Annotated in this window: 24 protein-coding genes; 15 read left to right on the forward strand and 9 right to left on the reverse strand. The window is 65.7% G+C overall.

What is annotated here, in order from left to right; genetic code table 11:
• Positions 1 to 748: 748 nt before the first annotated feature.
• Positions 749 to 2,302: a vWA domain-containing protein gene (locus tag ACSFCA_RS09175; RefSeq protein WP_435459185.1), complete on the reverse strand. Its 1,554-nt coding sequence runs from the start codon at positions 2,300 to 2,302 to the stop codon at positions 749 to 751.
• Positions 2,303 to 2,513: 211 nt separating this feature from the next.
• On the opposite strand from ACSFCA_RS09175, the gene rtcR reads away from it, so the two are divergent.
• From rtcR to ACSFCA_RS09210, 7 genes are all read left to right on the forward strand, one after another.
• On the forward strand, positions 2,514 to 4,121 hold the full coding sequence (rtcR, locus tag ACSFCA_RS09180; protein WP_435459184.1) for an RNA repair transcriptional activator RtcR: 1,608 nt from the start codon (positions 2,514 to 2,516) through the stop codon (positions 4,119 to 4,121).
• A 16-nt stretch (positions 4,122 to 4,137) separates the two neighbouring features.
• A complete protein-coding gene (locus tag ACSFCA_RS09185; protein ID WP_435459183.1) occupies positions 4,138 to 4,998 on the forward strand; it encodes a 2'-5' RNA ligase family protein in 861 nt (286 codons plus the stop codon).
• Between the two features lie 24 nt (positions 4,999 to 5,022).
• Entirely contained in the window at positions 5,023 to 6,324 is a 1,302-nt protein-coding gene (locus tag ACSFCA_RS09190; protein ID WP_435459182.1) for an SMI1/KNR4 family protein, read from the forward strand.
• A 44-nt stretch (positions 6,325 to 6,368) separates the two neighbouring features.
• A complete protein-coding gene (locus ACSFCA_RS09195; protein ID WP_435459181.1) occupies positions 6,369 to 6,947 on the forward strand; it encodes a 3'-5' exonuclease family protein in 579 nt (192 codons plus the stop codon).
• Positions 6,944 to 7,804, forward strand: coding sequence for an alpha/beta hydrolase (locus tag ACSFCA_RS09200; RefSeq protein WP_435459180.1), 861 nt, complete (start codon positions 6,944 to 6,946; stop codon positions 7,802 to 7,804). The genes ACSFCA_RS09195 and ACSFCA_RS09200 overlap by 4 nt, the downstream gene beginning before the upstream one ends.
• Positions 7,805 to 7,812: 8 nt before the next feature.
• Positions 7,813 to 8,763 carry a bifunctional Delta(1)-pyrroline-2-carboxylate/Delta(1)-piperideine-2-carboxylate reductase gene (lhpI, locus tag ACSFCA_RS09205; RefSeq protein WP_435459179.1) on the forward strand — a complete coding sequence of 317 codons (951 nt, stop codon included), beginning with the start codon at positions 7,813 to 7,815 and terminating at the stop codon, positions 8,761 to 8,763.
• Positions 8,764 to 8,903: 140 nt separating this feature from the next.
• Positions 8,904 to 9,134 (forward strand): hypothetical protein, encoded by a 231-nt coding sequence (locus ACSFCA_RS09210; protein WP_093079631.1) that lies wholly within the window; start codon positions 8,904 to 8,906, stop codon positions 9,132 to 9,134.
• Positions 9,135 to 9,138: 4 nt separating this feature from the next.
• On the opposite strand, the gene ACSFCA_RS09215 is transcribed toward ACSFCA_RS09210, so the two are convergent.
• The gene (locus tag ACSFCA_RS09215; protein WP_435459178.1) at positions 9,139 to 9,741 is read right to left on the reverse strand and encodes a TetR/AcrR family transcriptional regulator; all 603 of its coding nucleotides are present in this window, start codon (positions 9,739 to 9,741) and stop codon (positions 9,139 to 9,141) included.
• A gap of 124 nt (positions 9,742 to 9,865) precedes the next feature.
• On the opposite strand from ACSFCA_RS09215, the gene ACSFCA_RS09220 reads away from it, so the two are divergent.
• Entirely contained in the window at positions 9,866 to 10,381 is a 516-nt protein-coding gene (locus ACSFCA_RS09220; protein WP_435459177.1) for a DinB family protein, read from the forward strand.
• Between the two features lie 22 nt (positions 10,382 to 10,403).
• Here the strand turns inward: ACSFCA_RS09220 and ACSFCA_RS09225 are convergent, their stop codons facing one another.
• Entirely contained in the window at positions 10,404 to 10,820 is a 417-nt protein-coding gene (locus ACSFCA_RS09225; protein ID WP_093057575.1) for a hypothetical protein, read from the reverse strand.
• Positions 10,821 to 11,075: 255 nt separating this feature from the next.
• On the reverse strand, positions 11,076 to 12,755 hold the full coding sequence (locus ACSFCA_RS09230) for a WD40/YVTN/BNR-like repeat-containing protein (RefSeq protein ID WP_435459176.1): 1,680 nt from the start codon (positions 12,753 to 12,755) through the stop codon (positions 11,076 to 11,078).
• A 344-nt stretch (positions 12,756 to 13,099) separates the two neighbouring features.
• Here ACSFCA_RS09230 and ACSFCA_RS09235 point away from each other — a divergent pair, with 344 nt between their 5' ends.
• Positions 13,100 to 13,678, forward strand: coding sequence for a DJ-1/PfpI family protein (locus tag ACSFCA_RS09235; protein ID WP_258352989.1), 579 nt, complete (start codon positions 13,100 to 13,102; stop codon positions 13,676 to 13,678).
• Between the two features lie 77 nt (positions 13,679 to 13,755).
• Entirely contained in the window at positions 13,756 to 14,178 is a 423-nt protein-coding gene (locus ACSFCA_RS09240; RefSeq protein ID WP_256216909.1) for a ribbon-helix-helix domain-containing protein, read from the forward strand.
• Positions 14,179 to 14,218: 40 nt separating this feature from the next.
• Here ACSFCA_RS09240 and ACSFCA_RS09245 read toward each other — a convergent pair whose 3' ends face one another.
• Entirely contained in the window at positions 14,219 to 15,898 is a 1,680-nt protein-coding gene (locus ACSFCA_RS09245; protein WP_435459175.1) for an InlB B-repeat-containing protein, read from the reverse strand.
• Between the two features lie 204 nt (positions 15,899 to 16,102).
• Between ACSFCA_RS09245 and ACSFCA_RS09250 the strand changes: the two genes are divergently transcribed.
• From ACSFCA_RS09250 to ACSFCA_RS09260, 3 genes are all read left to right on the forward strand, one after another.
• Positions 16,103 to 16,504, forward strand: a complete 402-nt coding sequence (locus tag ACSFCA_RS09250) for a hypothetical protein (protein ID WP_093079644.1) — start codon at positions 16,103 to 16,105, stop codon at positions 16,502 to 16,504.
• A 101-nt stretch (positions 16,505 to 16,605) separates the two neighbouring features.
• On the forward strand, positions 16,606 to 17,214 hold the full coding sequence (locus tag ACSFCA_RS09255; protein ID WP_258352985.1) for a response regulator transcription factor: 609 nt from the start codon (positions 16,606 to 16,608) through the stop codon (positions 17,212 to 17,214).
• Positions 17,211 to 19,067, forward strand: coding sequence for a sensor histidine kinase (locus tag ACSFCA_RS09260; protein WP_435459174.1), 1,857 nt, complete (start codon positions 17,211 to 17,213; stop codon positions 19,065 to 19,067). Before ACSFCA_RS09255 ends, ACSFCA_RS09260 begins: the two co-directional genes overlap by 4 nt.
• Before the next feature lie 81 nt (positions 19,068 to 19,148).
• Here the strand turns inward: ACSFCA_RS09260 and ACSFCA_RS09265 are convergent, their stop codons facing one another.
• From ACSFCA_RS09265 to ACSFCA_RS09280, 4 genes are all read right to left on the reverse strand, one after another.
• The gene (locus ACSFCA_RS09265) at positions 19,149 to 20,153 is read right to left on the reverse strand and encodes a Bug family tripartite tricarboxylate transporter substrate binding protein (protein WP_097198037.1); all 1,005 of its coding nucleotides are present in this window, start codon (positions 20,151 to 20,153) and stop codon (positions 19,149 to 19,151) included.
• Between the two features lie 128 nt (positions 20,154 to 20,281).
• Positions 20,282 to 21,487 carry a 3-oxoadipyl-CoA thiolase gene (gene pcaF / locus ACSFCA_RS09270; protein WP_258352982.1) on the reverse strand — a complete coding sequence of 402 codons (1,206 nt, stop codon included), beginning with the start codon at positions 21,485 to 21,487 and terminating at the stop codon, positions 20,282 to 20,284.
• 40 nt (positions 21,488 to 21,527) lie between these two features.
• Positions 21,528 to 22,175, reverse strand: a complete 648-nt coding sequence (locus tag ACSFCA_RS09275) for a 3-oxoacid CoA-transferase subunit B (protein WP_435459173.1) — start codon at positions 22,173 to 22,175, stop codon at positions 21,528 to 21,530.
• Positions 22,172 to 22,873, reverse strand: a complete 702-nt coding sequence (locus ACSFCA_RS09280; protein WP_093057570.1) for a 3-oxoacid CoA-transferase subunit A — start codon at positions 22,871 to 22,873, stop codon at positions 22,172 to 22,174. The genes ACSFCA_RS09275 and ACSFCA_RS09280 overlap by 4 nt, the downstream gene beginning before the upstream one ends.
• Before the next feature lie 138 nt (positions 22,874 to 23,011).
• Here ACSFCA_RS09280 and ACSFCA_RS09285 point away from each other — a divergent pair, with 138 nt between their 5' ends.
• Positions 23,012 to 23,797 carry an IclR family transcriptional regulator domain-containing protein gene (locus ACSFCA_RS09285; protein ID WP_258352980.1) on the forward strand — a complete coding sequence of 262 codons (786 nt, stop codon included), beginning with the start codon at positions 23,012 to 23,014 and terminating at the stop codon, positions 23,795 to 23,797.
• Between the two features lie 77 nt (positions 23,798 to 23,874).
• A complete protein-coding gene (locus ACSFCA_RS09290; protein WP_435459172.1) occupies positions 23,875 to 25,332 on the forward strand; it encodes an esterase-like activity of phytase family protein in 1,458 nt (485 codons plus the stop codon).
• The last annotated feature ends 2 nt before the right edge of the window (positions 25,333 to 25,334 follow it).

Raw genomic sequence — 25,334 nt, forward strand, 5'->3', positions numbered from 1 at the left:
AGCCTGGTGGACACGGCGGGATTCGAACCCGCATCAATACGGCGACCATGGTTCTTGAGTCCGATGGCCCAGTCGACGATTGGAAACGCGCGCCAGTGACAGACCCGTCATCGGAGCCAGCACCTGCATCCTCAACCTTGCTCGTCAACCGACTTTCCCGCCGTACCTGGTCTTACCCAGGCTGCCGGCAATATCAACATTTTTGGCAGTGGCGCTCCCTTCTGTGCCTGCGTGCCCGAAACAAAAAGAGGTGACCAGGAGCGGCGGGTTGTGAACTGAGCTATCTGCCGAAACAGACCGGGACTCGGACCCGGGACCTTCATGGCCAAGACCATGACGCTCTTACCTGTAAACCCGCCTGCATTCACCTCAAAACAAAAAAAGCAGCGACAAGAATCGACGAAACGGCGTGCTCTAACCACTGAGCTACGGTCTTCCGACCGGCGGGATTCGAACCCGCGACCACGAGATTAGGAGTCTGTAGTTCCGTCAGCATTCGCTGCAAAAAGCAGTGCGACGAGGACGGCAGGACATGCCCACCAGCGAACTGGTGTTGGGGTTCGACCCCCGGGCGTCCAGATGTAGTCCTGCCTGCATTCGCACTTCAACCCTTGCCCCCGTCCGGCGACTAACGATCGATGTGAGGAGAACATGGTTGGATGTACTCACATCTGCATTCGCCGGACGACGACATCAATTAACTCCTTGGGTGGTGCCGCAAGCCGAGCCTGCGGCACCCTCTTCACTTTCAGATCGAGGTTTCCTCGATCACACCCGCCCAGTGGTCCGCGCCCAGGCCACCCGCGGCATACACCGCCAGCAACTTGAACACTTCATCGCTGAAGCCGCCGATGTTCAGCACATCGTCGCGCTCCTGCGCCTGGGTGGTCGCATAGGGCTGGATGTCGATGCACACCATCCGCGCCTTCGGGTTGCGCTGCTTGAACGCCGCCCATTCCTGCATGGTCGCGGTACCACGGCCACGTACAGGGTCGACCCACGATTCGTTGTCCGACACCAGCACCACCAGATCGGCCTGCGCCTTCTCGCGGTTCAGCAACGCCAGCGGCGCGCTGCACGAAGTACCGCCACCGCCCACCGCCGCCAGCTTGGCTGCGTTGGTCATCACCGAATCACGGGGATTCAGCTTGAGCGAAACCACCTTCGTCTCGAAGGGCAGCACACGCGCATCCGCATTGCGACGCAGCACCGCTGCAGCCACCAGCGCAGCCACGTCGATACAGCGCACCGCGGTGGTCGCCGAGCCGCGGTGGCCCGTCACGGGTGAGCTCATCGAGCCCGACACGTCAGGGCACACCACCACGCGGCCCTCGAACACCGGCACGTTGGCCAGCGCGAGTTCCATCGCGTCCTGCAGCGCTTCCTTCACCACGTGCGGCACCTCGGCGCCGGTTGCGGTGTAGGCCGCCATCAACTGGTACGGCAGCACGCGGGCCTTGGCCACAGCCTGCGGGTCACGCAGCTTGGTGGCCACCGCTTCCGCGAGGCCCGGCAGTGCGAACACGCCATGGCGGGCAAAGGTGTTCAGGTTCTGACGCACCATCTGCCACGAACCGCGCTGCGCGATCTGCGCCCATGCCTGCGTATCCAGTTCCAGTGCGGTCAGCATCTGGAACGGCACGTCGGGCACCTCTTGCGCACGGTCGCTCTTGAAGCGTTCGAAGGCCTGCGTCACCGGAGGCAGTGCCTCCAACGCGTACGGACGATCGATCAACCATGCAAACCACGCGGCGCGCCAGGCTTCAGCGGGCTTCGGGTGAACCATCTTCACCACGTCGGCCAGCGACGGCGTGTTGCCCACCGAGGCGTTCAGCAACTGCGCTTCAGTCGCCTCGAGCAGCCATTGCTGCACGAGCTTCTTCGGACGCGTACCTAGCGACTTACGGCCCACCGCGCCGGAACGCAGCATCTGCACGAAGTTGCGCAGCATCTTGCCGTTGTCCACCACGCGGGGGAATACCTTGGCGAGCAGCGACACGTCGCGCACCGCCAGCGTGGCGGCCAGCAGCGCCGGCATGTCCTTCATATGGCCGGCGCGGCGGGCGTACACGGCCGTCTTGGCCACGAACACCGGATCGACCTCGCGGGCCAGGGCCAGCACGGCGTCGAGTTGATCCTGCGCTTGTGCGTAGAAGGTGTTGTTCAGGCAACCGGTGGCTGCGAGCTGCGCCAACTGGTGCTTGGGCGACAGCGCGTAGGCAGCACCACCGGCTTCGTTGCGGGCCGCGGCTTGCGGCTGTAATGCGCCGCGCAGGGTCTGGAAGAGTTGCAGGTTGGCCATTTGATTGCTCCTTGCGAGGTTCTTTTTGTTCAGTCGTTTCTTGTGTGTGATCCGTATTGCAACGGGTGTGCCAACTCCTGCTTGCTCGACTCCAAATATTTCAAGCTGTTGATTTGATTGAACTTTTTTCATTTCAGGCGCAATCAATCTCAAAGGGCTTAGTGAATTTATCCATAGTTCTTATAATTTTTGCTAGCTAATTAGCCAATAAATGAAGAAAAGCATCGTCGTCATCGGCTTCCTCGGCACCCAGCTCGACGCCGGCCAGGGCGCGGGCCGCTGGAACAAGTGGCGTCCCACCGTCTCGCTCGCCCAGCACGAAGACATGATCGTCTCGCGCATGGAGCTGCTCTACACGCTGCGGCACAAGGCGCTGGCGGAAGTAGTCAAGGCCGACATCGCCACCGTGTCGCCCGAGACCACTGTCAACCTCGTGCCGCTCGACCTCGCGGACCCGTGGGATTTCGGCGAGGTCTACACGCGCCTGTACGACTGGGCGCGCAGCTACAGCTTCGACACCGAGCGCGAGCAGTACTGGACACACATCACCACCGGCACGCACGTCGCGCAGATCTGCATGTTCCTGCTGTCGGAATCGCGCGTGGTGCCCGGTGTGCTGGCGCAGACCTCGCCGCCCAGGAAGCAGCGCGAAGGCGAGGCTGGCAAGTGCACGCTGATCGACCTCGACCTGTCGCGCTACGACGTGATCGCGCGGCGCTTCGATGCGGAGCAGCGCGATGCGGTCGCGTTCCTGAAGAGTGGCATCGCCACGCGCAACGCGCGCTTCAATGCGCTGATCGACGAAATCGAACGCGTGGCCGTGCGATCGCGCGCGCCGATCCTGCTGATCGGGCCGACGGGCGCGGGCAAGTCGTTCCTGGCGCGGCGCATGTTCGAGTTGAAGCAGGCACGGCACCAGATGACGGGGCCATTCGTGGAAGTGAACTGCGCGACGCTGCGCGGGGACGGGGCGGCGTCCACGCTGTTCGGGCACAAGAAAGGTTCCTTCACCGGAGCGGCAGGCGACCGCGCGGGCCTGCTGCGCACGGCACACCAGGGCGCCCTCTTCCTCGACGAAATCGGCGAACTCGGGCTCGACGAGCAGGCGATGCTGCTGAAGGCGATCGAAGAGAAGCGCTTCTTCCCGGTGGGCGCCGACAAGGAAGTGGAGAGCGACTTCCAGCTGATTGCCGGCACCAACCGCGACCTGCGCAGCGACGTGGCCGAAGGCCGGTTCCGCGAAGACCTGTTCGCACGGATCAACCTCTGGACGTATGACCTGCCGGGCCTCGCGCAGCGCCCCGAGGACATCGAGCCCAACGTCGATCACCTGCTGGCCATTCACGCAACGGAGAACCATCGCGTGGTGCGCTTCAACGCCGAGGCACGCGCGGCCTACCTGCGTTTTGCGCAGAGCGGCGAAGCGATCTGGAGTGGCAACTTCCGAGATCTGTCGGCGAGCGTGACGCGGCTGGCGACGCTGGCCGATGGCGGGCGGATTCCGGCGGCGCTGGTAGAGGCGGAGATTGCGCGGCTGCGGTGGCTGTGGAAGCACCAGGGGCCGTCGGCGGCTGCGAGCGGCGACGTCGATCTTGATACGCTGCTCGGCGAAGAGCGCGCAGCAGCGCTCGACCTGTTCGACCGCCTGCAGCTCGAAGCGGTGGTGCGCGTCTGCCGGCAATCGCGCAGCCTGTCCGATGCGGGTCGCCAGCTCTTCCAGGCCTCACGCGCGCAGCGCAGCGTGGTGAACGATGCGGACAGGCTGCGCAAGTACCTCGTCAAGCACGGGCTCGACTGGGGCCAGATCGCCAACGCCTGAGCTATCCTCCGCCGCGATGGCCATCTCCGCATTCGCCGTGAAAGTCCCCGCTGCCGAGGCTCTTGTCGGGGACCTGCGCTGCCGCTACGACGCGACTGTGGCACTCGGAGTGCCGGCGCACATCACGGTGCTTGTTCCCTTCATGGCCCCTGCACTGATCACGCCCGAAGTGCTGGAGCGTGCGCAGCAGGTTCTGAACAAGACGCCGTCGTTTGACTTTTCCCTGGCCAGGGTCGGGCGCTTCCCCGAAACCGCCTACCTCGCACCGGAGCCGGCCGCGCCCTTCATCGAAATGACGATGGCGCTCGTGGAAGCCTTCCCCGATTTCCCTCCGTACGGCGGCGAACACCAAGGCGTCATTCCGCATCTGACGGTGGCGCACGGCAACTCGCTCGACGCGGATGCTGCAGCGGCCGAACTGCAGATTCGCCTCCTCGCGTCTGGCACCGTGCATGCAGCGTGCACCGAAGTCACGCTGATCGAAAACTCGTCCGGACGCTGGCAAGACTTGCATGTCTTCCGGCTGCCCCAAGCCTCCACGCGACTCATGCGCAACGTCCTCTTCATCTGCAGCCGCAACCAGTGGCGCAGCCCGACCGCGGAACAACTCTGGCGCCGGCACCCGCTGATTTCCGCACGCTCCGCCGGCACGAGCCCGAATGCGCGACACAAGGTGTCCGTCGACGACATCGAATGGGCCGATGTGATCCTAGTGATGGAAGAAAAACACAAGTCACGGCTGATGGCCGAGTTCACGCGGATGCTGGAAGGCAAGCCGATCCACGTGCTCGACATTCCGGATGAATACAAATACATGGACCCCGAGTTGGTCGAAGAGCTTCAACGCTCGATTCCATCGATCCTCGGAATCGAGTGACTCGCAAAGAGGAATGAACCCGTCGTGACCGATATCCTGTCCCGCCTTCAAACGCTCAAGCGGCTCGACCTGGACTGCAGTTGCTTCGCGGCGAAAGCGCACTGGTACGACCTGAATCCGCCACTTTCCGAAGAAGAGGTCGCGCAGGTGGAGGCAAAGCACCAGTGCAGGTTTCCCGATGAGTACCGCAGGTTCATCACCGAGATCGGGAATGGCGGCGCAGGCCCGGCGTATGGCGTGTTTCCTCTCGGCATGCAGGACCAGAGTCACGACCTCTCCAGTTGGGACGACGGCTACAAGCTCGTCGGAGACTTGTCGAAACCGTTCCCCTTGCGCAGCGCATGGAACCTCCCTGATGACTTCTGGAGCCAACAACCCGACCCGCCAGAAGACATGCCCGTCGACGAACAAGACCGGTTGCATGAAGCCTGGGACAAACGGCTTGAAAGCGACTACTACGCAACAAGCATCACTGACGGGGCCATCCCCATCTGCCATGAAGGATGCGCCTTGCGCAATTGGCTGGTCGTCAGCGGCCCGCTGGCAGGCACCGTCTGGCGCGACCTGCGCGCGGATTACGGCGGCATCGAGCCCTTCCTGAACAAGGATGGAACCCCTATGGGTTTCAACGACTGGTACTTGCACTGGGTCGAGCAGAACATCCAGCAAGTCTCCGAGTCGCAAGCACAGACCCGCTTCTCCGAGGCCTTCTCTCTCAGGCTGTCGAAGCTCTCGAACCCAAAGGCCGCGGCGTTTGCGATCTTCTGCGCCCAAGCCCTTTATCCCAACCTCGAGGCTTACGCCTCGGCCATCGGCTTCGGCAAAGAGTTCGCGCTGCAGGATCGGTTGGATGAGGTGCTGTGGGCACAACTGCTGCTGCAGCATTTCGAGTTGCCGGTTGAATGCGACGAAATGGTGGACGGCATGCTCGGCGTGCAGCACGACCTGGCACGGCACCTGTCGTCGACAAAAACCCCCAGCCCTGACAACGCCGGCATGAAGGCCGCGATTTTTTCGTACATTGCCGCATGCGCGTTCTGGTTCGACAAAGGCAGCCCACAGCAGCTGCTGGCCGCCACGCAGGGCGCGGTCACCGGCGATCCCATGCTCAACGTGGCGGAATCCGAACTCCGTTGGGCGTTCGACCAGCTCGAGAGCGAACCGTCGGAATGGGCACCTGCAGGCACCGTCGAAAGCCTCAGAAATCGCGCAAAGGCCTGCAAGATATTCCTGTCGCCGGATGCGTCCGAGCCCGATGCTCCATCGGCAATCGCATCGGCAAAACATCCGTGGTGGAAGCGCTGGCTCTCCGCTACCTCGAATTAAGGAGGCATGCAGCACATCTGCAGCCAGGAAAGACTCCAACCCCCATGTCAGAAATCTACATAAGCACAGACGTCGAATCCGACGGCCCCATCCCCGGCCCGAACTCGATGCTCAGCTTCGGCTCGGCCGCCTATACGGCCGACAAGCAACTCGTCTCCACCTTCAGCGCCAACCTGCACACCCTGCCCGGCGCCGAGGCTGACGCCAAGACCGCCGCCTGGTGGAAGACCCAGCCCGAGGCTTGGGCCGCCTGCCGCACCGATCTGCAGGACCCGGCCCACGCAATGAAGAACTACGTGAGCTGGCTCAAGAGCCTGCCCGCGCGGCCGGTGTTCGTCGCCTACCCGGCGGGCTTCGACTTTCTTTTTGTCTACTGGTACCTGATGCGCTTTGCGGGCGAGAGCCCGTTCAGCCACTCGGCGCTCGACGTCAAATCGTTCGCAATGGCGATGCTCAAGCTCGACTACCGCGACAGCACCAAGCGCGCGATGCCGCGCCGCTGGTTCGACGCAAAGCTGCCGCACACGCACGTCGCGCTGGACGACGCCATCGAGCAAGGCGCCCTCTTCTGCAACATGCTCGCGGAGAACCGCGCGGCCACCGCAGGCTGCAAGCAGACATGACGAACAGCGCCGTCCACCGGTGGTGCAAGAAGCTGGCGCTGTGCACGCTGCCGCTCATGCTGGCGGGCTGCATGCAGTCGATGTTCTATTACCCCGACAGCGTGGCCTATGAAACGCCCGACGTTCTGGGCCTGCGCTACGAGAGCGTGCAGTTCACCAGCGCAGACGGCACGCGCCTGAGCGGCTGGTTCCTGCCCGCGGAGAACCGCCGGAATCCGAAGGAAGCCAAGGGCACGGTGGTGCACTTCCATGGCAACGCGCAGAACATGAGCACGCACTGGCGCTTCGCGGCCTGGCTGCCGAAGCAGGACTACAACGTGTTCGTGTTCGACTATCGCGGCTACGGCCAGTCTGAAGGCAAGCCGGAGCCCAAAGGCGTGTTCGAGGACTCCAACGCCGCGCTGAACTACGTGCGCTCGCGCAACGATGTCGACGCGCAGCGGCTGTTCGTCTTCGGGCAGAGCCTGGGCGGCACCAATGCCATTGCGGTGGTGGGTGCGGGTAACCGGGCCGGCGTGAGGGCGGCGGCCATCGAGTCGACCTTCTATTCCTACTCGTCGATTGCCAACGACAAGCTGTGGGGTGCGGGCATGCTGGTGAGCGACGAGTACGCGGCGTCGAAGTACGTGGCGGCCGTGTCGCCCATTCCGCTGCTGCTGATCCACGGCACGGCCGACCAGGTGATTCCGCCCACGCATTCGAGGCGCCTGCTGGCCGATGCGCGCGAGCCCAAGCGGCTGATCGAAGTGCCAGGCGCCAGCCACCTCGAGCCGATGACGGCCCTGCGGTACGGCGCCGCCTACCGCAAGGCGCTGACCGCGTTCTTCGAATCCGCGCAGCATCCGCTGCAGCAATGACGACAGCCATGAAGCATTTCGACGAAGCCGCCACCAGCGCACCGCTGAGCTTCGAGCGACTGGTGCCCGCGCTGCGCGCGGCCTTCACGGCCGGAGCCCAGGTGCCGCCGCGCCACGTGCATGGCATCGAGACTGCGGGAAGCGACGGCAGCAGCAGAGGCACCGTGCTCATCATGCCGGCGTGGAGCGACGCGGGCTTCCTCGGCATCAAGACCATCAACATCTTTCCCGGCAACAGCGCACGCGGCCTGCCCGGGCTGCATGCGACCTATGTGCTGTACGACGCGCACACCGGCGTGCCGCTGGCGATGATGGACGGCAACGAGATCACCGCGCGCCGCACGGCCGCGGCGTCGGCGTTGGGTGCTTCGTTTCTGGCGCGGCAGGACGCGCATCGGCTGCTGGTGCTGGGCACCGGTCGCATCGCTCGCATGCTGCCGGCCGCACACGCGAGCGTGCGGCCCATCGACGAACTGTGGGTGTGGAACCACCGGGCCGAAGGCGCCGAAGCTCTGGCCGCGCAGTGGCGCGCCGAGGGCTGGAACGCGCGGGCGGTCACCGACCTGGAAGCGGCCGTGCGCCGGGCCGACATTGTGAGCTGCGCCACGCTGGCCACCGCGCCGCTGGTGCGCGGCGAATGGCTTCCGCCGGGCTCGCACCTGGACCTGATCGGCAGCTTCACACCCGCGATGCGCGAGGCCGACGTGCAGTGCTTTGCAGGCGCGCAAACCTTCGTGGACACAGAAGAGGCGCTGCAGAAATCTGGCGATCTGCTCGACGCGATGGCTGCCGGCTCGCTGCGTGCGGAAGAGGTCCGGGGCACGCTGGCCACGCTGTGCCGCGCGGAGCATCCGGGCCGCTCGGCCGCCGGAGAACGCACCGTGTTCAAGGCCGTCGGCAGTGCCCTGGAAGACCTGACCGCCGCCACTCTCGTGTGGCAATCGAGAGACACGAGCTAAGCCTTATGGCCTAGTTTTTGGCCGCCCAAGCCCCTTGAGGGCGGGTTTTTCCTACATCTAGATACGTCGTGTGGCCAATAGCGCACACGCCGCATCGCGGATATCGTGCTCCTCACACCATCGACTGGGGGGACCACGTCATGCTCAGCACCGACCACAAAGCCAACATCCTCCGCAAGGCCGGATACGCCGTGCCAGCCAAGCCGGGAAGTGCCGACAGCATCTACCAGACGGCCCAGTGCTGGGAGAAAGCGATCGACACGCTCTACGTGTCGTACTCCGCCAGCCGGGCCGCCAAGAGCCTGCGGGACGCAGAGGAAGCGCGCATGCTGGCCTTGCTGCAATTGCGCTCGACCAAGGCCTACGCCTGAGCGTTCACGCTGCCTGCTGGCGGTCGCGCAGGTAGGCAAAGATCAGTCTGACAAGTTCGCTTCTGAGCGCGGGCAAGCCCAGGTCGCCACGATGCGCCGCCGCGTGGACGACCCCTTCGACGGCGGATGAGAGCACGCGGGCGGCCGTCTCGTCGTCACCAGCGCCACCGTTCGTGTTCGCGCTCGCTGCGATCAGCGCCCGGTAGCGTCGCTGGTATTCCGCCTCGAACTCCGCATAGCTCGACCGCGCCACGAGCGGCACCTCGTCGAGCAGAACCCGGTGCAGCGCCTCGTCGACCGAATGGGCGGCAATGACACCGTCGGCAAACCGTGTCACCCGCTGGTCGAGCGAGACGGCTTCGTTGTCATCCCCAGCGCTGGACAACGCCACGAGCACCTCGTCGAGATGACGCTGGCGGATCGCTTCGGCAATCGCCAGCTTGTTCGGGAAGTACTGGTAGAGCGAGCCAACGCTCACGCCCGCGACGGCAGCGATCTCGTTGGTCGTGAACCGCGCCCATCCGCGGCGCGCCAGAACGCGAGTTGCGGCTTCGACGATCACGTCCACCGTGACGCGCGAACGCTGCTGGCGCGGCGCTTTGCGCATGGTCCTGCGCGGCGGGGGAATGCGAGTACCCAAGTTCGAGGCTCCACTCAAGAATAGGACCGCACGCTGGCGGCCATCCTATGAAACGCGAGGCGTGCATTTCATGGTTCAAGGGGAGATTGTGATGAGTACGCAGACGCTTCTGACTTCGCTGTTCCAGTACAAGGCCTGGGCCGACGAGGGGCTGCTCGCCGGTTTGGCCGACCTGGCCAGGCAAGGCCCACCCGACGAATACCGCATGGCGCTTCGCGTCTTCAACCACGCCTGCATCGTCGACCGCATCTTCGTCGCGAATGTCCAGCGCATGGCACACGCCTACACCGCGACGGGTGCGCAAGAGCCACCACTGCTGGAGGCACTGGCCAAGGCGGTGAGGGAAACCGATCGCTGGTACGTCGACTACGTCGCACGCCTGAACCCTCAGGAGTTCGAGGAAAGCATCGAGTTCACGTTCACTGACGGAAACCTGGGGCGGATGTCGCGCGAGGAGATGCTGGCCCACGTGGCGACCCATGCGGGCTATCACCGGGGCGAAGTCGGCCGCATCCTGACCCGGCTCACGGGCTCGTCGCCGCCCGACACCTTCACCGGCTATCTGCATCAGGCCGAGCCCGCGCGCCGCGCGCGGAACAGTGCGTAGCGGCGGCGCCTTCGGAGCTTGCTTACTTGCCCTGTGCCGACTGCAGCACGGGGTTCTGCATGGTCGAGATGACCCTGCTGTTGACGCGCGAGCCGCCGGTCACGTTCTGGTCGGGCGCCGCGGCGGTGGCCATGGCTTCCTGATAGACCTGAGCCGGGTCGCGGCTGGACGTGAACGGATCGGCGCCGCGCGAGCCGCGCGTCACGTTCTGATTGGGCGCGCTGGCGGTTTCGACGGCCTGCTTGTACACAGCTTCAGGATCGGCCACGGACTTGAACGGATCGGCGCCGCGCGAGCCGCGCGTGACGTTCTGGTCCGGCGCATGGGCGGCGGCAATGGCTTCGGCTTCGACGGCTTCGCGGGTGCGTTGCTGGGCATTGGCGGAAGCGACTGCAAGCACGGTAAGCGCAGCAGCGAGGGCGAGTTGGGTGGTCTTCATGATTCGGCCTTTTCTGTGAGTTGTCTGTCTGTCCGGATGAGGTCGGCCCGGAGATGCGGGAAAACCCTGAGCGAGACTATTCAGGCGAAAAGGCAGGTCAATGACGACCCTGTGGCGTGGCACAGCTCTTTGGCGTGCCCTGCAATCTTTGCGAACTTCTGTTAACCGCGTCGGCGCCTTCCCTCAACCAGACGCGCGCGTAATGGCGCGCGGCGTGCGCGCGACGCTCATCTGAGGCCGGCGCCCGGTCGACGCTCAGTCGTCCTTCACGATCCGCCAAGTCTTGCCTTCGTCTGCGGATCGAACAATCGCGTTGTCCGGCAAGAAAGCGAGCAGCGATCCGTCGGAGCGGTCCACCATCATCTGCCGCACCGCATAGGGACCGGTGAGACCCGGTGAACTGCCCGTGTGCGCCCAGCTCCTTCCACCGTCGCGCGTCGTCATCAAACCGAGCGGCCCCGGGAAAACGCCGGGTGCGATCGGTGAGACGGCATAGGCGGTCTTGCTGTCCTTGAAGGCAATCGTGACCACGAACCGGCTGGTGTTCAGGTCTGTCCACGTCTTGCCCACGTCCTTCGAGAGCAGCGTGGACTTCGTCATGAGCACGGTCTGCGACACCAGCGTGCCGTCGGGCAATGCGTTCACGTCGAGCGTCGATTGAGCGCTGCTGACTCGCGTAACCGTCTTGCCATCCGTCATGTGCAGATCGCCGTTGGGCATCATCACGCCCGCCGCGTTGGGCAGGCCGACGACCATCGTCCGCTTCCACGGGACGTTGATCGATTGCGTATCCGGAAACTCGCCGAGCTTGCGCCACTTGCCGGCGTCAAGGTCTTCGGACACATAGGCTGACCAGAGACGGTCGCTGCGAGAGAAGACGACCACGCTGCCGTCGCTCATCGGCTGGGCCAGCTGAATGAGGCCGTCGTCCGGCGGAGCAAACTGCTTCCAGCTCAAGCCCTCGTCCGTGGAAAGACGCAGCAGCCCCTCTTCGCCGGCAGCAAGCAAGCCGCCACGGAAGGGGCGCACCGAAAGCACTTCGCGCCAGGTACCGACGTCGAGCTCCTTCCAGCGGGTCGTGCCCGCCTTGCGCCACAGCACCTTGCCCAGCTTGCTACCGGCCATGAATTCGCCGTCTGCGGTTTGGACAAGACCGTTCCACAGCGACGCTCTGCGCTTGGACTCGGACGTCAGCGCGGCGCGGCGCTCGAGGTCCGCCGTAGGAGTGAAGCCGTGCGTAGGACGGCCCCGCGTCTGGCTGGCCAGCGCCGGATAGAGCGTTTCGAAGGACTTCTGCAGTTCCTCTTCGGGCGGCACATAGGCGATGAAGAAGCGGGTGCCCATGCGAGGCTGGATGAGCAGCGTTCCGAGCAGCGTGACTTCACCTTTCACCACATCAAAGCTGCCGAACTTCGCATCGATCGGAAAGGTGTAGACCATGTTGCCCTGGCCGCCCATGGCGTTCTTGATCACGTACCGGCCCGGGTTCACCATGCCGCTGAACACGGCGGTGGTGTAGGTGGCCTGCCGGGTCCGCACGAGGGTGACGAGATCGCGCCCGGTCTGCTTTTCGCCAGGCGCCAGCACGCGCTCCAGATGAAGCGACGAAAGGCTTTCAGCGGGATCGTTTTCGCCGGGGCTATTGGTAATGAGCTTGAGGACTACCGCGCCTTCCTGCCCAGTCAATGTCTGCTGGGAGGCAATGGGTGCGGTGGTGCAAGCGACAAGGACGGCGCATGCGGCAAGAAAGGAAAGGTATCGCAGGACGCGTTGGATGAGCGGGGCACTCGGTCTCACGGAAGACTCCTCGTTTTCATTTTTTGGAAGGATGGACAGCGAAGCAATGTTGCGCGAACGACGACGGCGCCCTCTGCGGGCCGCAGCCGAAGGGGCGCTCTTTGAAGGAGCATGGGTTGGGGGTTGTGCATGCGGCAATGCCGACGCAAAAGAAGGAGGGCAGTTGCCGCACGCGCAGCCAACCGGCTGGCCGCTGCACGCGCAGCCGGCGCATCTCCTCCCATGTTTTCCCCTCGTTGTTCTTGCTTGTCGGGCGCGGCCTCTGTGCTCGCGCCCGCCGCGAAGATACATTCCGCAACGTCCAAAAGCAAGTTCGCGGAAGCCCCGATCGCGGCAAACCACAAGCCGCCGTTGATCCAGGCTCTGCAAGGCGGAGTCACAGCCGGCTGCTACCCGCTGCGCACTCCCTCTTCGAATAATGCGGCGACGGCCAGCGCCCCGGCGCCAAGCCGCATTCCAACCTCATTCGAAGGAGACAAGAGATGGCTCGCAAGATCCTGATGCTCTGCGGCGACTACGCCGAAGACTACGAAACCATGGTGCCCTTTCAGACGCTGCTCGCCGTAGGCCACACGGTGCATGCCGTGGCGCCGGACAAGAAGGCCGGCGACTGGATTCACACCGCCATCCACGACTTCGAAGGGGCGCAGACCTACAGCGAGAAGCCGGGCCACCGCTTCACGCTGAACGCCAACTTCGCCGACGTTCGCCCCGAGGCCTACGACGCACTCGTCATTCCCGGCGGCCGCGCGCCCGAGTACCTGCGCATGCACAGCCGGGTGGTCGAGATCGCACGGCACTTCCTGGCCACCAACAAGCCGCTGGCGGCGGTGTGCCACGGCGCGCAATTGCTCGCGGCCACAGGGCTGCTGAAGGGCCGCAAGGTGTCGGCCTACCCGGCCTGCCAGGTCGAGGTGGAACTGGCGGGTGCCGAGTACATGGGCATTCCGGTCGATCAGGCCGTGACCGATCGCAACCTGGTCACCGCGCCCGCATGGCCGGCGCACCCGGCGTGGCTCTCGCAGTTCCTGGTTGTGCTGGGCACGCGCATCGAACACTGATCGACCGGCGCCCGCTGCGCCACGGGCGGCGCTACAGTGCGTGCGTCCCCACCTCATCCCTCACAAGGAGGCCGCCCATGTGCGAAGTCTTCATCAGTGCCGATCCGCAGAGCTACGACGCGCGCACGCGCTCGGTGCGGCTGCACGGCGTCGTCACCAGCATCCGCCTGGAGAACCTGTTCTGGCAGGTGCTCGAAGAAATCGCGCAGCGCGACGGCATGGTCGTGGTGCAGCTCATCGAGCGGCTGTATGACGAGCTGGTTGCGGCACGCGGCGAAGTCGGCAACTTCGCGTCGTTCTTGCGGGTGTGCGCCTTGCGCTATGAGGCGATGGTGGCGCAGGGGCGGATTCCGGCCGATACCTCGGTGGCCATTCGCTCGCTCGATGCGGAAACCGTGCTGCATGAGCTGCCGCAGGGGTGGGGAAGATCGACGCCTGCGCAGCCGCAAGACGAGACGCGCGTGCGCACGCTCCACGTGGCCGCGCGGCGGCGGGCTTAGTCGCCGCCCCGGCCCGCGACTGCACACAGCAGCGCGAGGCCTATCTGCCAGAACCGTACTGGCGGATGTAGATGCGCGTTCCCGCAGCCGGGTCAAACTGTTGCCAGGCCAGGACCGCGTTCCCCAGTTCGTTCATGCCGATGTCGGGCGTCTGGGCCGCTTCATCGCTGCTTTCCTGCAGCGCCTGCGCGCCCCAAGCTCCGGCCAGCGTGTGGCGGGCTGCATAGAGGTCGCCGGTCCCCGCGCCGTTGGCCTGGGTCCACGCTGCCAGCGCATTCATCGCGTCATCCACGCCCAGCGCGGGCAGGCTCGTCAGCGCCTGTGAAACTGCCGGCCGGACCACGGTGTCCGCACCGAATGCCGCGCCCGGCGCCGCCGTTGCGGCCATGAGCGCGTTGTCCAGCCGCCCCCAGCTCACCACGGCCGCACCGGCCGCGTTCATGCGCAGCACAGGTGTGCTCAGCAAGGCCTGCGTCGACATGAACGGCGCGCCCACGCGTGCGGTGCCGCCCTGCCAGGCGCCTCCCGAGAACCGCTTGAACCACACGGCACTCTCCCATTGGTTGCCGCCGCCGGGCAGGTCGACCTGGCCCCAGGCCAGCAGCGCATTGCCGCCGGCATCGATTGCCAGATCGTGCGCGCCGATCGACTGCGCGGTGCCGGCGTCCGGCACGAGTTCAGCCGCCGCGGCCCAGGTGCCGCCCGCATCGGCGCGATTGGTCCAGAGCGAGGCGCTGCTGCCGGTGGAGCGCTTCCACACGGCCAGCGATTCGCCCGAGCCCGCCACCACGACCGCCGGGTCGCCGTCCACGGTGCCCACAACCTCGTCGGTCTCGATCAGCGCGGCCGTGCCCCAGCCACCCGCCGGCGTGTAGCGGTTGGCATAGATACTGAAGCGGGTGGCGGGACCGATCTGCGACCACACGGCGACGGCATTGCCGTTGGCGTCGATGCCTGCGCTCGCGAAGCCGACCGTGCCGCTGCCGGTCTCCAGCAGCGCCGGCGTGCCCCAGCCGGTCGATGGGTCGACTTGCAGCGCCCACAGGTCATAGCCCGTTACCGAGCTCAACTGCGTCCACACCACGACGGCACGGCCGCTCGGCTTGTCGATGGCGACACGGACGTCGCGCACCGCACCGTTGTTGGCCTCGAGGCGCTGCGGCGTGCTCCAGCCGCCGCCGGGTTGGTAGAGGCTGCCCCACAGCCTGTCCGTCAGCGAATTGACCTCGAGTTGACGCCACACGACCAGCGCGCGTCCTTGCGCATCGACCCCCACCTTCGGCAAGCTGGCTCCGGCGGCGGACAGCGTGACCGCATCGCCCCAGCCGACCACCGGCGGTGCGGCGACGAACGCGGCCGTGACGGTGAGCGCGGCGTCCACGCGCACGGTGCAGGTGTCGGCATTGCTGCTGCACGCGCCGCCCCAACTGCCGAGCACCTGCCCCGCCGCCGGCGTGGCCGTGAGCGTGACCTGCGTGCCCGACGCGAAGTCCGCGCCGCAGCTGTCGGCGCAGTCGATGCCCGCAGGCCGCGACGCGACACGACCGGCGCCGGTGATGCTCACGTCCATCCGATGCGTCACCGCGACGGGCGGCGGAAAGCCGATGGGTGGAAGCAAGCCGCCACCGGCCCCTCCTGCGCCGCCGCCCCCGCAGGCCGTCAACAGGGCCAGGCTCCACACACAAGCCATCCATCGCCTGCAGGCGCTCTTCTTCGTCATAACTGCCATTCCTCGTTCGCTGACACCGGGGCCCGGCGCCTTCTGTGCTCGTTCAAGAGGGTCGGATCGTAGGAAGGAGGTTCGGCGCGGGCCATAGCACCATCGGGCACCTGCCCGATGGTGCTGTTTCCCGGAGTGCGGTGTTTGGCTAGGCTGGGGGTTCCAGTGCGGGTTCGCTCGCATCCCTGAACTTCCCGGCGTTGCATGACACCTTCACCCACCTCCCTCTTCTTCGTGCTTCTCGCTGCCACCGTCCTCGTGGGTGGGTGCGCATCGCATGCCGTGACCGACGACGCCATCGTCACCAACACCTCGCGTGCGTTGGGCCTGCCGCCCTCTGCGTTCACCATCTCGAACCGGGCCGACAGCGGCGTGCAAACGACCTTCCTGGCCAAGACCGACGGCGGCCGCACGTACAACTGCTACGTAGAAGGGTCGGTGTCGGTGGTGGGCCGGGTGGTCAGCGACGCCATCTGCCAGGAGATGCGCCAGAGCGATGCGCCCGCGTCCGCGCGTCGTTCCAATGCCAGGCCGGCGACCGGCACCGCACCAGCACCCGCTCCTGCCTGCAACGCGCTGCTGCGCGCCGCCGGTCGTTGCAACTGAGAACTGAGGCGCGGGCTCGCGCCACACCCACCGGTGTGGACAATGGCACCCTACGAGGAGATGGCGTGGCCTGCCGGGCTCGCGCCGAGGATCACGGCACCATGAAACTCCTGCTTGTCGACGATCACCCGCTGTTCGGTGTCGGCTTTGCGCATGCGCTGACGCACGCGCGGCCCGACTTCGAGGTGGAGACCGCCCTGTCGCTGGGGCAGGGCGTGGAACGCGCCTCGCAGTGCCCGCCGGACATCGTGCTGATCGACTACCGCCTGGGCGGCGAAGACGGCCTCGAAGGGCTGCGCCTGTTCGGCGCCCGGCACCCCCTCGTGTCCCGCCTGATGATCTCGGGCGACGAAGAACCGGCACTCGCCGCGCGCGCACGTGCCGCAGGCGCGGCCGGCTTCATCGGAAAGTCGCAGTCGGTGGCGCGCATCGCCGCCGCGCTGGACGAAGTGGCGGCGGGCGGCGAGGCTTTTGATGTGCTGCAGCCGCGCGCCGGCCTGCCTGCTTCCAACCTGACGCCGCGGCAGCTCGAAGTGCTGCTGCTGGTCGCCCAAGGCCGACAGAACAAACAGATCGCCGCCGAGCTGAACATCGCGGAACGCACGGTCAAGCTCCACATCACGGCCCTGCTCGACACCATGGACGCGCGCAACCGCACCCACCTTCTGGTGCAGGCGCGGCGCGCGGGGCTGATGCTGGATTTGCGATGAGGCCGCAGCCCTCCACTTCCGACTCTTTTTCTCCCGCGCAAACGCCGCGCGCACGCGGCTTCATCGCCTCGCGCCTGTCCTTCTCGGATCTTCAGTTCCAGCAACTGGAGCAGATGATCCGCTCCACGCCCTGGGCGTGGATCCTGGCCGCCGCCGCGGGGTTTCTGTGCTACCTCGAATACAGGGACGGCGTGGATGGCCAGCGCGTGAAGGCATGGTTCGCCGTCTACTGCGTCATCGTCGCCGCGCGCATGGGCATTTGGCTGGCTTGGGCGTTGCGGCCGGGGCTTCGCGCGAACCTGCCGGCGATGGTGCTGCCCATCATGGCCACCAACCAGCTCATGGCCTTCTCGTTCGGTGTGCTGTGCGTGCTGCTGCAAAGCGACGGGCCGGCGCAGGCCGAGGCCATTCTTCACATCACCATGGTCACGGTCTCGCTGGGCGGAGCGATCCGGCTCTCCACGATGGGCCGAGCGGCCACCGTCTATGTGGTGCTCATTCTCGGGCCGCTGGTATTGCGCGACATCTGGTTCGGCGGCAGCTATCACGTGGCCATGGCCTCGATCGTGTCGCTCATCGGCGTCTACACGTTGCTCAGCGCCAGGGAGCTGTCCTCAGCGCTTCACGAGATCCAGGCGCAGCGCCGGCGCAATGCCGAACTGGTGATTGCTCTGAGTGCCGAAAACGAGCGCAGCAGCTCGGCCCGGCGAACAGCCGAAGAGGCCGTGGCCGCGCGCATGCGCTTCTTCGCCTCGGCCAACCACGATCTTCGGCAACCGCTCAATGCGATGGCATTGCTGGCGCAGACCGTGCACACCGTCAGCACCGAGCACCGCGTGAAGGAGATATCGGAGCAGTTGGTGGCCTGCGCCGACGGCATGACCGACGTGGTGGACGACCTGCTCGACATCACGCGCGCCGACGCCGGATCGCTCAGCCCGCAGTGGTCGACCTTTGCCATCGACGAACTGCTGGGCGACTGCTGCCGGCCGCACCAGGCGGTGGCCGTCGCGAAGGGGCTGTGCTTCGAAATCTCCGCCGGCCATGTGGCCGTGCGCAGCGACCGGGCCTTGCTGGCCAGGGTGGTCACCAACCTGCTGGCGAATGCCATCCGCTACACGCGCGAGGGACAGGTGCGCATCAGCAGCCAAAAAATCGACGGCGACCGGTTGAAGCTGACCATCGAGGACACGGGCATCGGCATTTCTTCCGAGCATCTGCCGCACGTTTTCGAGGAGTTCTACCAGGTCGACAATCCGGCGCGCGACCGGCGGCTGGGCTACGGCCTGGGGCTGGCCACCGTCAAGCGGCTGAGCGAACTGCTGGACCTTCGGGTGACTGCCCGCTCGGTACAGGGGCAAGGCAGCGTGTTCGAACTTCATCTCCCCTTGGCCGATGCCGCCATGAGCGAACAGAGGGAGGATGTCGAGCGACCCGCCGCATCGTCATCGGCCACCCCATTGGCGGTGCGAATACTGGTGGTCGACGATGACCCGAGCTCGTTGCAGGCGCTTGACGGGCTGCTCGCTTCATGGGGAATGGACGTCCGGTCCGCAAGCGATGTCGGGGGCGCACTGGACGTGCTTCACGCCGGCTTCAGGCCCCACGCGCTGGTGGTGGACTTGCGACTGGGGCCGCAAGTGAGCGGCATCCAGGCCATCGAGGATCTGCGGTCAGCACTGAACGAGGCCGAACTGCCCGCGTTGATCGTCACCGGCGATGTGGGAGGCGACTATCTGGATGCGGCGCGCGCGGCGGGGCTGCCGGTCATCGTGAAGCCGGTGCGGCCCTCCCAGCTCCGGGCGTTTCTGGGTCACATTCAGGCACTCGGTCGGCAAGGCGTTGCCGAGTGATGCCGCAAACAAAAGCGGCCCCGGCGCTTTCGCGGGGGCCGCATGGCGGTCAGATCGGCGCAGGCTGCCTGCGCAACCCGATCAATCCAGCGAAACGTTCGCCTTGCGGATCACGTCGGTGAACCGCTTCGTCTCGCTCGCCACGAACTCATCGAACTGCGGGCGCGTGGTCGGGAAGGGCTCGTAGCCGAAGCTCTTGAACTTCTCCAGCACGTCGGGTTCGGCCAGGCCCTTCTCGATGTCGCGCTTGATCTTCTCGGTGACCGATGCGGGCAGGCCCTTGGGCACCGCGATCGCGTTCCAGCCGATGACTTCGAAGCCCTTCGGTCCGCCCGATTCGCTGACCGTCGGCACATCGGGGAAGGCTGCCACGCGTTGCGGCGCGGCAGCCGCCAGGAAGCGCAGCTTGTTCGCCCGCTGCAGCGGGCCGGCCGTGGCGCTGCTGCCCAGCGCAAAGGCCAGCTCGCCCGTTGCCACGGACGTGTAGAGCTGCGTGGTTTCCTTGTAGATCACGTGTTCCATCTGCGTGCCGGTGGCCGACTCGAAGAGCTCGGAGCCCAGGTGCACCGGGTTGCCGACCGACCACGAGCCGTAGTCGAGCTTGCCGGGGTTGGCCTTGGCGTCGGCGATCAGGTCGCCCACGGTCTTGTACTTGCTGTTGGTGGCAACGGTGAAGAAGAAATACGTCTTGAACAGCGGCAGCAGCGCGTCGAAGTCCTTGGCCGAGTCGTAGGGCAGCTTCTTGAACAGCGCGGGGTACGCGGCCAGGTGCACGTTGTCGAGCACGATGATGTCGTGGCCGTCCTTGGCGCCGCGCTTGAAGGCGTCGATGGCGATGAAGCCGTTGCCTCCCGGGCGGTTCTCGACCACCACGGGCTGACCCCAGGCGCGCGAGAGCTTGTCGGCCACCAGGCGTGCCACGCCATCGGGGCCGCCGCCCACGGGGAACGGCGTGATGATGCGCACGGGCTTGCTGGGAAAGGCCTGCTGCGCCGGTGCCGTTGCAGGCAGCAGGGCTGCGGTTGCCAGCGCAAGCGCGGCCAGGCCGGCGCTGCGGCGCGTTGTCTTCGACGTGTGGTTCTTCATCCTCTGATCCTTTTCTCTCTGTCCTCTTGGGTTAAAAAAATGCCATCGGGCCGCTATGCCTGCGGCTTCCGATGGCCTTGTCTTCTTGCTTCTCTGGTTGTCTTTGTCGTCGTGTGTTCGCGGCGCGGTCAGACGCGTTCGAGAATCACCGCAATGCCCTGGCCCACGCCGATGCACATGGTGCACAGCGCGTAGCGGCCGCCGCCCTTGTGCAGCTGGTTGACTGCGGTGGTGGCCAGGCGAGCACCGCTGGCACCCAACGGATGGCCCAGCGCGATGGCGCCGCCGTTGATGTTGACGCGGGCGTCGTCGTCCTTCAGGCCCAGCAGGCGCAGCACGGCGAGGCCCTGCGCAGCGAAGGCTTCGTTCAGTTCGATGACGTCGATCTGGTCGATGGTCAGGCCGGTGAGCGCCAGCACCTTTTGCGTGGCGGGCGCGGGGCCGATGCCCATCACGCGCGGCGCGACGCCGGCGGTGGCCATGCCGACCACGCGGGCGCGGGGGGTGAGGCCGTGCTTCGCGGCACTGGCTTCGTCGGCCAGCAGCAGCGCGCAGGCACCGTCGTTCACGCCGCTGGCATTGCCGGCCGTCACGGTGCCGTCGGGCCGCACAACGCCCTTGAGCTTGGCGAGCGATTCGAGGCTGGTCTCACGCGGGTGCTCGTCCTTGTTGACAATGATTGCGTCGCCCTTCTTCTGCGGCACGCTCACGGGCACGATCTCGGCGTCGAAGAAGCCGGACTTCTGCGAGGCCACGGCGCGCAGCTGCGAGTTCAGCGCCATCAGGTCTTGCGCCTCGCGCTCGATCTTGTAGTCGGTGGCCACGTTCTCGGCCGTCTCGGGCATCGAGTCGACGCCGTACTGCGCCTTCATGAGCTTGTTGACGAAACGCCAGCCGATGGTGGTGTCGTACACCGCGTTGCTGCGGCTGAAGGCGCTCTCGGCCTTGGGCATGACAAAGGGCGCGCGGCTCATGCTTTCCACACCGCCGGCAATCATCAGGCCGGCTTCGCCTGCGCGGATGGCGCGCGCTGCGGTGCCCACGGCGTCAAGGCCCGAGCCGCACAGGCGGTTGATGGTGCCGCCGCCGATTTCGAGCGGCAGGCCCGCCAGCAGCGCCGACATGCGCGCGACGTTGCGGTTGTCTTCGCCCGCCTGGTTGGCGCAGCCGTAGAGCACGTCGCTCACGGCCTGCCAATCGACGTTCTTGTTGCGTTCCATCAGCGCCTTGAGCGGCACGGCGCCCAGGTCGTCGGTGCGCACGCTGCTGAGCGAACCGCCGTAGCGGCCGAAGGGGGTGCGAACGGCGTCGCAGATGAAGGCTTGATTGGTCATGAGCTGTCTCTCTCTGTCTGTCTGATTGCTTGAAAAGGGATCAGGCTGCGATCGGAAGTCCGACGAGCTTTTCGAGTTCTTCGCGGCTGAGGCCGTCGACGAGGTCGACCAGCTTCAGGCCCTGCGGCGTGCATTCGAGCGTGGCGAGGTCGGAGTACACGCGCTTGACGCAGGCGATGCCGGTCAGCGGATAGGTGCATTCCTGCACCAGCTTGCTCACGCCCTGCTTGGTCAGCAAGTCCATCATGACCCACGTCTGCTTGGCGCCGATGGCGAGGTCCATTGCGCCGCCGACTGCGGGAATGGCGTCTTTCTCGCCGGTATGCCAGTTGGCGAGGTCGCCCGTGGCCGACACCTGGAACGCGCCGAGCACGCAGATGTCGAGATGACCGCCGCGCATCATCGCGAAGCTGTCGGAGTGATGGAAGAACGAGCCGCCCGGCAGCAGCGTGACGGGCTGCTTGCCGGCGTTGATGAGGTCGTAGTCTTCTTCGCCGGCTTCGGGCGCGGGGCCCATGCCGAGGATGCCGTTCTCGCTCTGCAGGATGACCTCGCGGCCCTTGGGCAGGTGGTTGGCCACCAGCGTGGGCTGGCCGATGCCGAGGTTGACGACGGCGCCGTCGAAGATGTCCTGCGCCACGCGGGCGGCCAATTGGTCCTTGGTGCGACGGGTGTAAGTCATGGTCATGCTGCCTTCTTGAAGCCGCCGGCCTGGGTGGCGACACGTTCAATGCGCACCACTTGGTGCACGAAGATGCCCGGGGTGACGATGGTCTCGGGGTCGAGGGTGCCGAGTTCGGCGATGTCGTGCACGGTGGCGATGGTCTTCTTCGAGGCCATGGCCATCACCGGGCCGAAGTTGCGTGCGGCCTTGCGGTAGACCAGGTTGCCCCAGCGGTCGCCGCGCTCGGCCTTGATGAGCGCCACGTCGCCGTGGATGGGGTACTCGAGCACGTACTGCTTGCCGTCGATCTCGCGGGTCTCGCGGTTGCCCGCGAGCTGCGTGCCGTAGCCGGTCGGGCAGAAGAAGGCGCCGATGCCTGCGCCCGCCGCACGGATGCGCTCGGCGAGGTTGCCCTGGGGCACGAGTTCGAGCTCGAGCTTGCCGCTGCGGTAGAGCCCGTCGAACACCTGGCTGTCGGCCTGGCGCGGGAAGCTGCAGATGATCTTGCGCACGCGGCCAGCCTTCAGCAGCGCCGCGAGGCCGGTCTCTCCGTTGCCCGCGTTGTTGTTGACGACGGTGAGGTCCTTGGCGCCCTGTTCGACGAGGCCCTCGATGAGTTCGTTGGGAATGCCGGCGGTGCCGAAACCGCCGATGAGAACCGTGGCGCCGTCTGGGATGCCTGCCAGGGCATCGGCGACCGAGCGCGCGATCTTGTTGATCATGAAGCCTGTCTCCGGGAGTGAGGAAAAGAAAGCGAAGAAACGAACCGCCTGAACGTGCCGACCGATTCTGCGAACCGCCGATTTGTTCGTCTAAAGAACATTTGTTCGTATAATGAATTTTAGAGAGGATCGCGCACCATGGCAACCCACCCCACACAACCCGATACACCCGCACCCGGCGACAGCTACGTACAGTCTTTTGCGCGGGGGCTGCAGGTGATCCGTTCGTTCAGCGCCAATGCGCCGCACCAGACGCTCAGCGAGGTGGCAGCCGGCAGCGGGCTGACGCGTGCTGGAGCACGGCGCATCCTGCTCACGCTGCAGACACTCGGCTATGTGGTGACCGACGGAAAGCTCTTCACGCTCACGCCGCGCATCCTCGACCTGGGGTTCGCGTACCTCTCGTCCATGCCGATCTGGAACCGCGCCGAGCCGGTGATGGAAGCGCTGGTGCAGCAGGTGCAGGAGTCGTGCTCGGCCGCCGTGCTCGATGCGACGGACATCGTCTATGTGCTGCGCGTGCCGACGAAGAAGATCATGCACATCAACCTGGGCGTTGGCTCTCGCCTGCCGGCCTACTGCACATCGCTGGGCCGGCTGCTGCTGGCGGACCTCGATGACGACGAAGCGCGCGCACGCCTCGAGGCTTCCGACATCCAGCCGCTGACCAAGCACACGCTGACCGACATCGACGCGCTCATGGCCAAGGTGGCGCAGGCACGCAGGCAGCAGTGGTGCCTGGTGAACCAGGAACTCGAAGAAGGCCTGATCTCGGTGGCCGCCCCCATCGTCGACCGGCAAGGGCGCATGGTGGCCGCGCTCAACATCAGCGGCCAGGCGAACCGCACCAGCGCGAAGGCAATGCAGGAGACGATGCTGCCCGCGCTGCGCGAAGCGGCGGACCGGATTTCACGCATGCTCTGACTGGGCCCATTCATTGGCACGTCACATCGGTTTTCTAGATTGCGCCCCTCACTACAAAACCGTTGGAGGGTCCATTCATGTCCAGTCGCTTCGCCTCGCTCACCTTGCCGCGTCACCTGATGCTCGCGGTCGTTTCTTCTGCCGCCCTCGCCGCGTGCGGTGGCGGCAACGGAGGCGGCATCGCCTCACCTCCGGTGGCTGCAACGCCCGCTCCAGCACCCGCGCCCGCACCGGCTCCGCAACCACCGCAAGACAACACAGCGGGATTGCCCCACAAGCTGACTGGCTGGGCCTCCTTGGCCGACACGTTCCGCTGGCCCGGCCCGACCACAGGCCAGTTCATCACCGCCGCGCTCGGTGTGACACCACCCTTCGTCGACGGACAACCGCTCCCAGGCTTCTCGGCACTGCTGAAGAACGATGACGGCACCTGGACCGCAATGCCCGACAACGGCTACGGCAGCAAGAGCAACTCCGGCGACTTCGTAGTCGGCTTCTACAACGTCAGCATCGACTTCCGCACGGTGCCCAATGGCACGACGGTGCCCGGCACCATCAAGGTGAACAGCCACGTCAATTTCAACGACGCCAACGGTTTCCTGAAAGACGGCAAAGGCGTCGACCTGAAGATCACCGCCGACTTCGCCAACTACCAGAAAGTCGATGGAAACAACCTCGTCGACACCGGCACGCCCGTGGACCCGCGCATCGTCAGCGGCCGGCTGCTGACGGGCTTCGACCTCGACGTCGAGTCGATCGCCCGCGCCAAGGACGGCACCTGGTTCGTGGGCGAGGAGTTCGGCCCCTACATCCTGCACTTCGACAAGAACGGCACGCTGATGGGCGACCCGGTGCCGCATCCGTTCCTGCGCAGCCCATCCAACCCGCTCGTGATGAACCAGGGCGCCACAGTGACTTCGCTTTCGAGCCGCGGTTTCGAGAGCCTCGCCTTCAACGGCGACAAGACCCGCCTCTACGCAGTGCCCGAAGCCGCGCCCTCGCTGGCCTCGCTGCGGCCGGTGGCTGACGACGAGCGCTACCTGAACTTCTTCGAGTTCGATCCCGCCTCGATGCTCTACACCGGCAAGAACCCGGTCTACAAGAAAGACGGCCCGGCCAAGGACAACCAGATCGTGATCGGCGACATGACCAACGTGGGCGGCAACAAGTTCGTGCTGATCGAGCGCGACAGCCTGTTCGGCACGAAGGCAGTGGTCAAGCGCCTGTACATGGTCGACCTCGACGTGAAGGACGCCGACGGCGTGCTGAAGAAGACGCTGCTGGTCGACCTGCTGAACATCTCCGACCCGACGGACATCGGCGGCCCGCTGGCCGGCGTGGTGGCCGGCAAGTTCAGCATGCCCTTCGATTCGGTCGAGAGCGTCGAGGTGGTGGACGACAACACACTGGCCGTTGCGATCGACACCAACTTTCCGACGGAAGACGGCCGCGTCCCCGGCAAGCCGGACGACACGGAAGTCATCACGATCCGCTTCGACCAGGCGCTGTTCAAGCGCGTCGCGTCGAAGACGTAAAG

This window comes from Variovorax multivorans (assembly GCF_051216835.1).
Taxonomy (GTDB): Bacteria; Pseudomonadota; Gammaproteobacteria; order Burkholderiales; family Burkholderiaceae_C; genus Variovorax.

What these genes read in the sequence shown, in the direction of transcription:
- ACSFCA_RS09250 (WP_093079644.1), top strand. Translation starts at nt 16,103, where the DNA reads ATGACACCTTCACCCACCTCCCTCTTCTTCGTGCTTCTCGCTGCCACC.
- ACSFCA_RS09275 (WP_435459173.1), bottom strand. Translation starts at nt 22,175, where the DNA reads ATGACCATGACTTACACCCGTCGCACCAAGGACCAATTGGCCGCCCGC.
- ACSFCA_RS09240 (WP_256216909.1), top strand. Translation starts at nt 13,756, where the DNA reads ATGTGCGAAGTCTTCATCAGTGCCGATCCGCAGAGCTACGACGCGCGC.
- ACSFCA_RS09260 (WP_435459174.1), top strand. Translation starts at nt 17,211, where the DNA reads ATGAGGCCGCAGCCCTCCACTTCCGACTCTTTTTCTCCCGCGCAAACG.
- ACSFCA_RS09290 (WP_435459172.1), top strand. Translation starts at nt 23,875, where the DNA reads ATGTCCAGTCGCTTCGCCTCGCTCACCTTGCCGCGTCACCTGATGCTC.
- ACSFCA_RS09215 (WP_435459178.1), bottom strand. Translation starts at nt 9,741, where the DNA reads ATGCGCAAAGCGCCGCGCCAGCAGCGTTCGCGCGTCACGGTGGACGTG.
- ACSFCA_RS09220 (WP_435459177.1), top strand. Translation starts at nt 9,866, where the DNA reads ATGAGTACGCAGACGCTTCTGACTTCGCTGTTCCAGTACAAGGCCTGG.
- ACSFCA_RS09245 (WP_435459175.1), bottom strand. Translation starts at nt 15,898, where the DNA reads ATGACGAAGAAGAGCGCCTGCAGGCGATGGATGGCTTGTGTGTGGAGC.
- ACSFCA_RS09280 (WP_093057570.1), bottom strand. Translation starts at nt 22,873, where the DNA reads ATGATCAACAAGATCGCGCGCTCGGTCGCCGATGCCCTGGCAGGCATC.
- ACSFCA_RS09285 (WP_258352980.1), top strand. Translation starts at nt 23,012, where the DNA reads ATGGCAACCCACCCCACACAACCCGATACACCCGCACCCGGCGACAGC.
- ACSFCA_RS09265 (WP_097198037.1), bottom strand. Translation starts at nt 20,153, where the DNA reads ATGAAGAACCACACGTCGAAGACAACGCGCCGCAGCGCCGGCCTGGCC.
- rtcR (WP_435459184.1), top strand. Translation starts at nt 2,514, where the DNA reads ATGAAGAAAAGCATCGTCGTCATCGGCTTCCTCGGCACCCAGCTCGAC.
- ACSFCA_RS09210 (WP_093079631.1), top strand. Translation starts at nt 8,904, where the DNA reads ATGCTCAGCACCGACCACAAAGCCAACATCCTCCGCAAGGCCGGATAC.
- ACSFCA_RS09255 (WP_258352985.1), top strand. Translation starts at nt 16,606, where the DNA reads ATGAAACTCCTGCTTGTCGACGATCACCCGCTGTTCGGTGTCGGCTTT.
- pcaF (WP_258352982.1), bottom strand. Translation starts at nt 21,487, where the DNA reads ATGACCAATCAAGCCTTCATCTGCGACGCCGTTCGCACCCCCTTCGGC.
- ACSFCA_RS09200 (WP_435459180.1), top strand. Translation starts at nt 6,944, where the DNA reads ATGACGAACAGCGCCGTCCACCGGTGGTGCAAGAAGCTGGCGCTGTGC.
- ACSFCA_RS09185 (WP_435459183.1), top strand. Translation starts at nt 4,138, where the DNA reads ATGGCCATCTCCGCATTCGCCGTGAAAGTCCCCGCTGCCGAGGCTCTT.
- ACSFCA_RS09225 (WP_093057575.1), bottom strand. Translation starts at nt 10,820, where the DNA reads ATGAAGACCACCCAACTCGCCCTCGCTGCTGCGCTTACCGTGCTTGCA.
- ACSFCA_RS09195 (WP_435459181.1), top strand. Translation starts at nt 6,369, where the DNA reads ATGTCAGAAATCTACATAAGCACAGACGTCGAATCCGACGGCCCCATC.
- ACSFCA_RS09235 (WP_258352989.1), top strand. Translation starts at nt 13,100, where the DNA reads ATGGCTCGCAAGATCCTGATGCTCTGCGGCGACTACGCCGAAGACTAC.
- ACSFCA_RS09175 (WP_435459185.1), bottom strand. Translation starts at nt 2,302, where the DNA reads ATGGCCAACCTGCAACTCTTCCAGACCCTGCGCGGCGCATTACAGCCG.
- lhpI (WP_435459179.1), top strand. Translation starts at nt 7,813, where the DNA reads ATGAAGCATTTCGACGAAGCCGCCACCAGCGCACCGCTGAGCTTCGAG.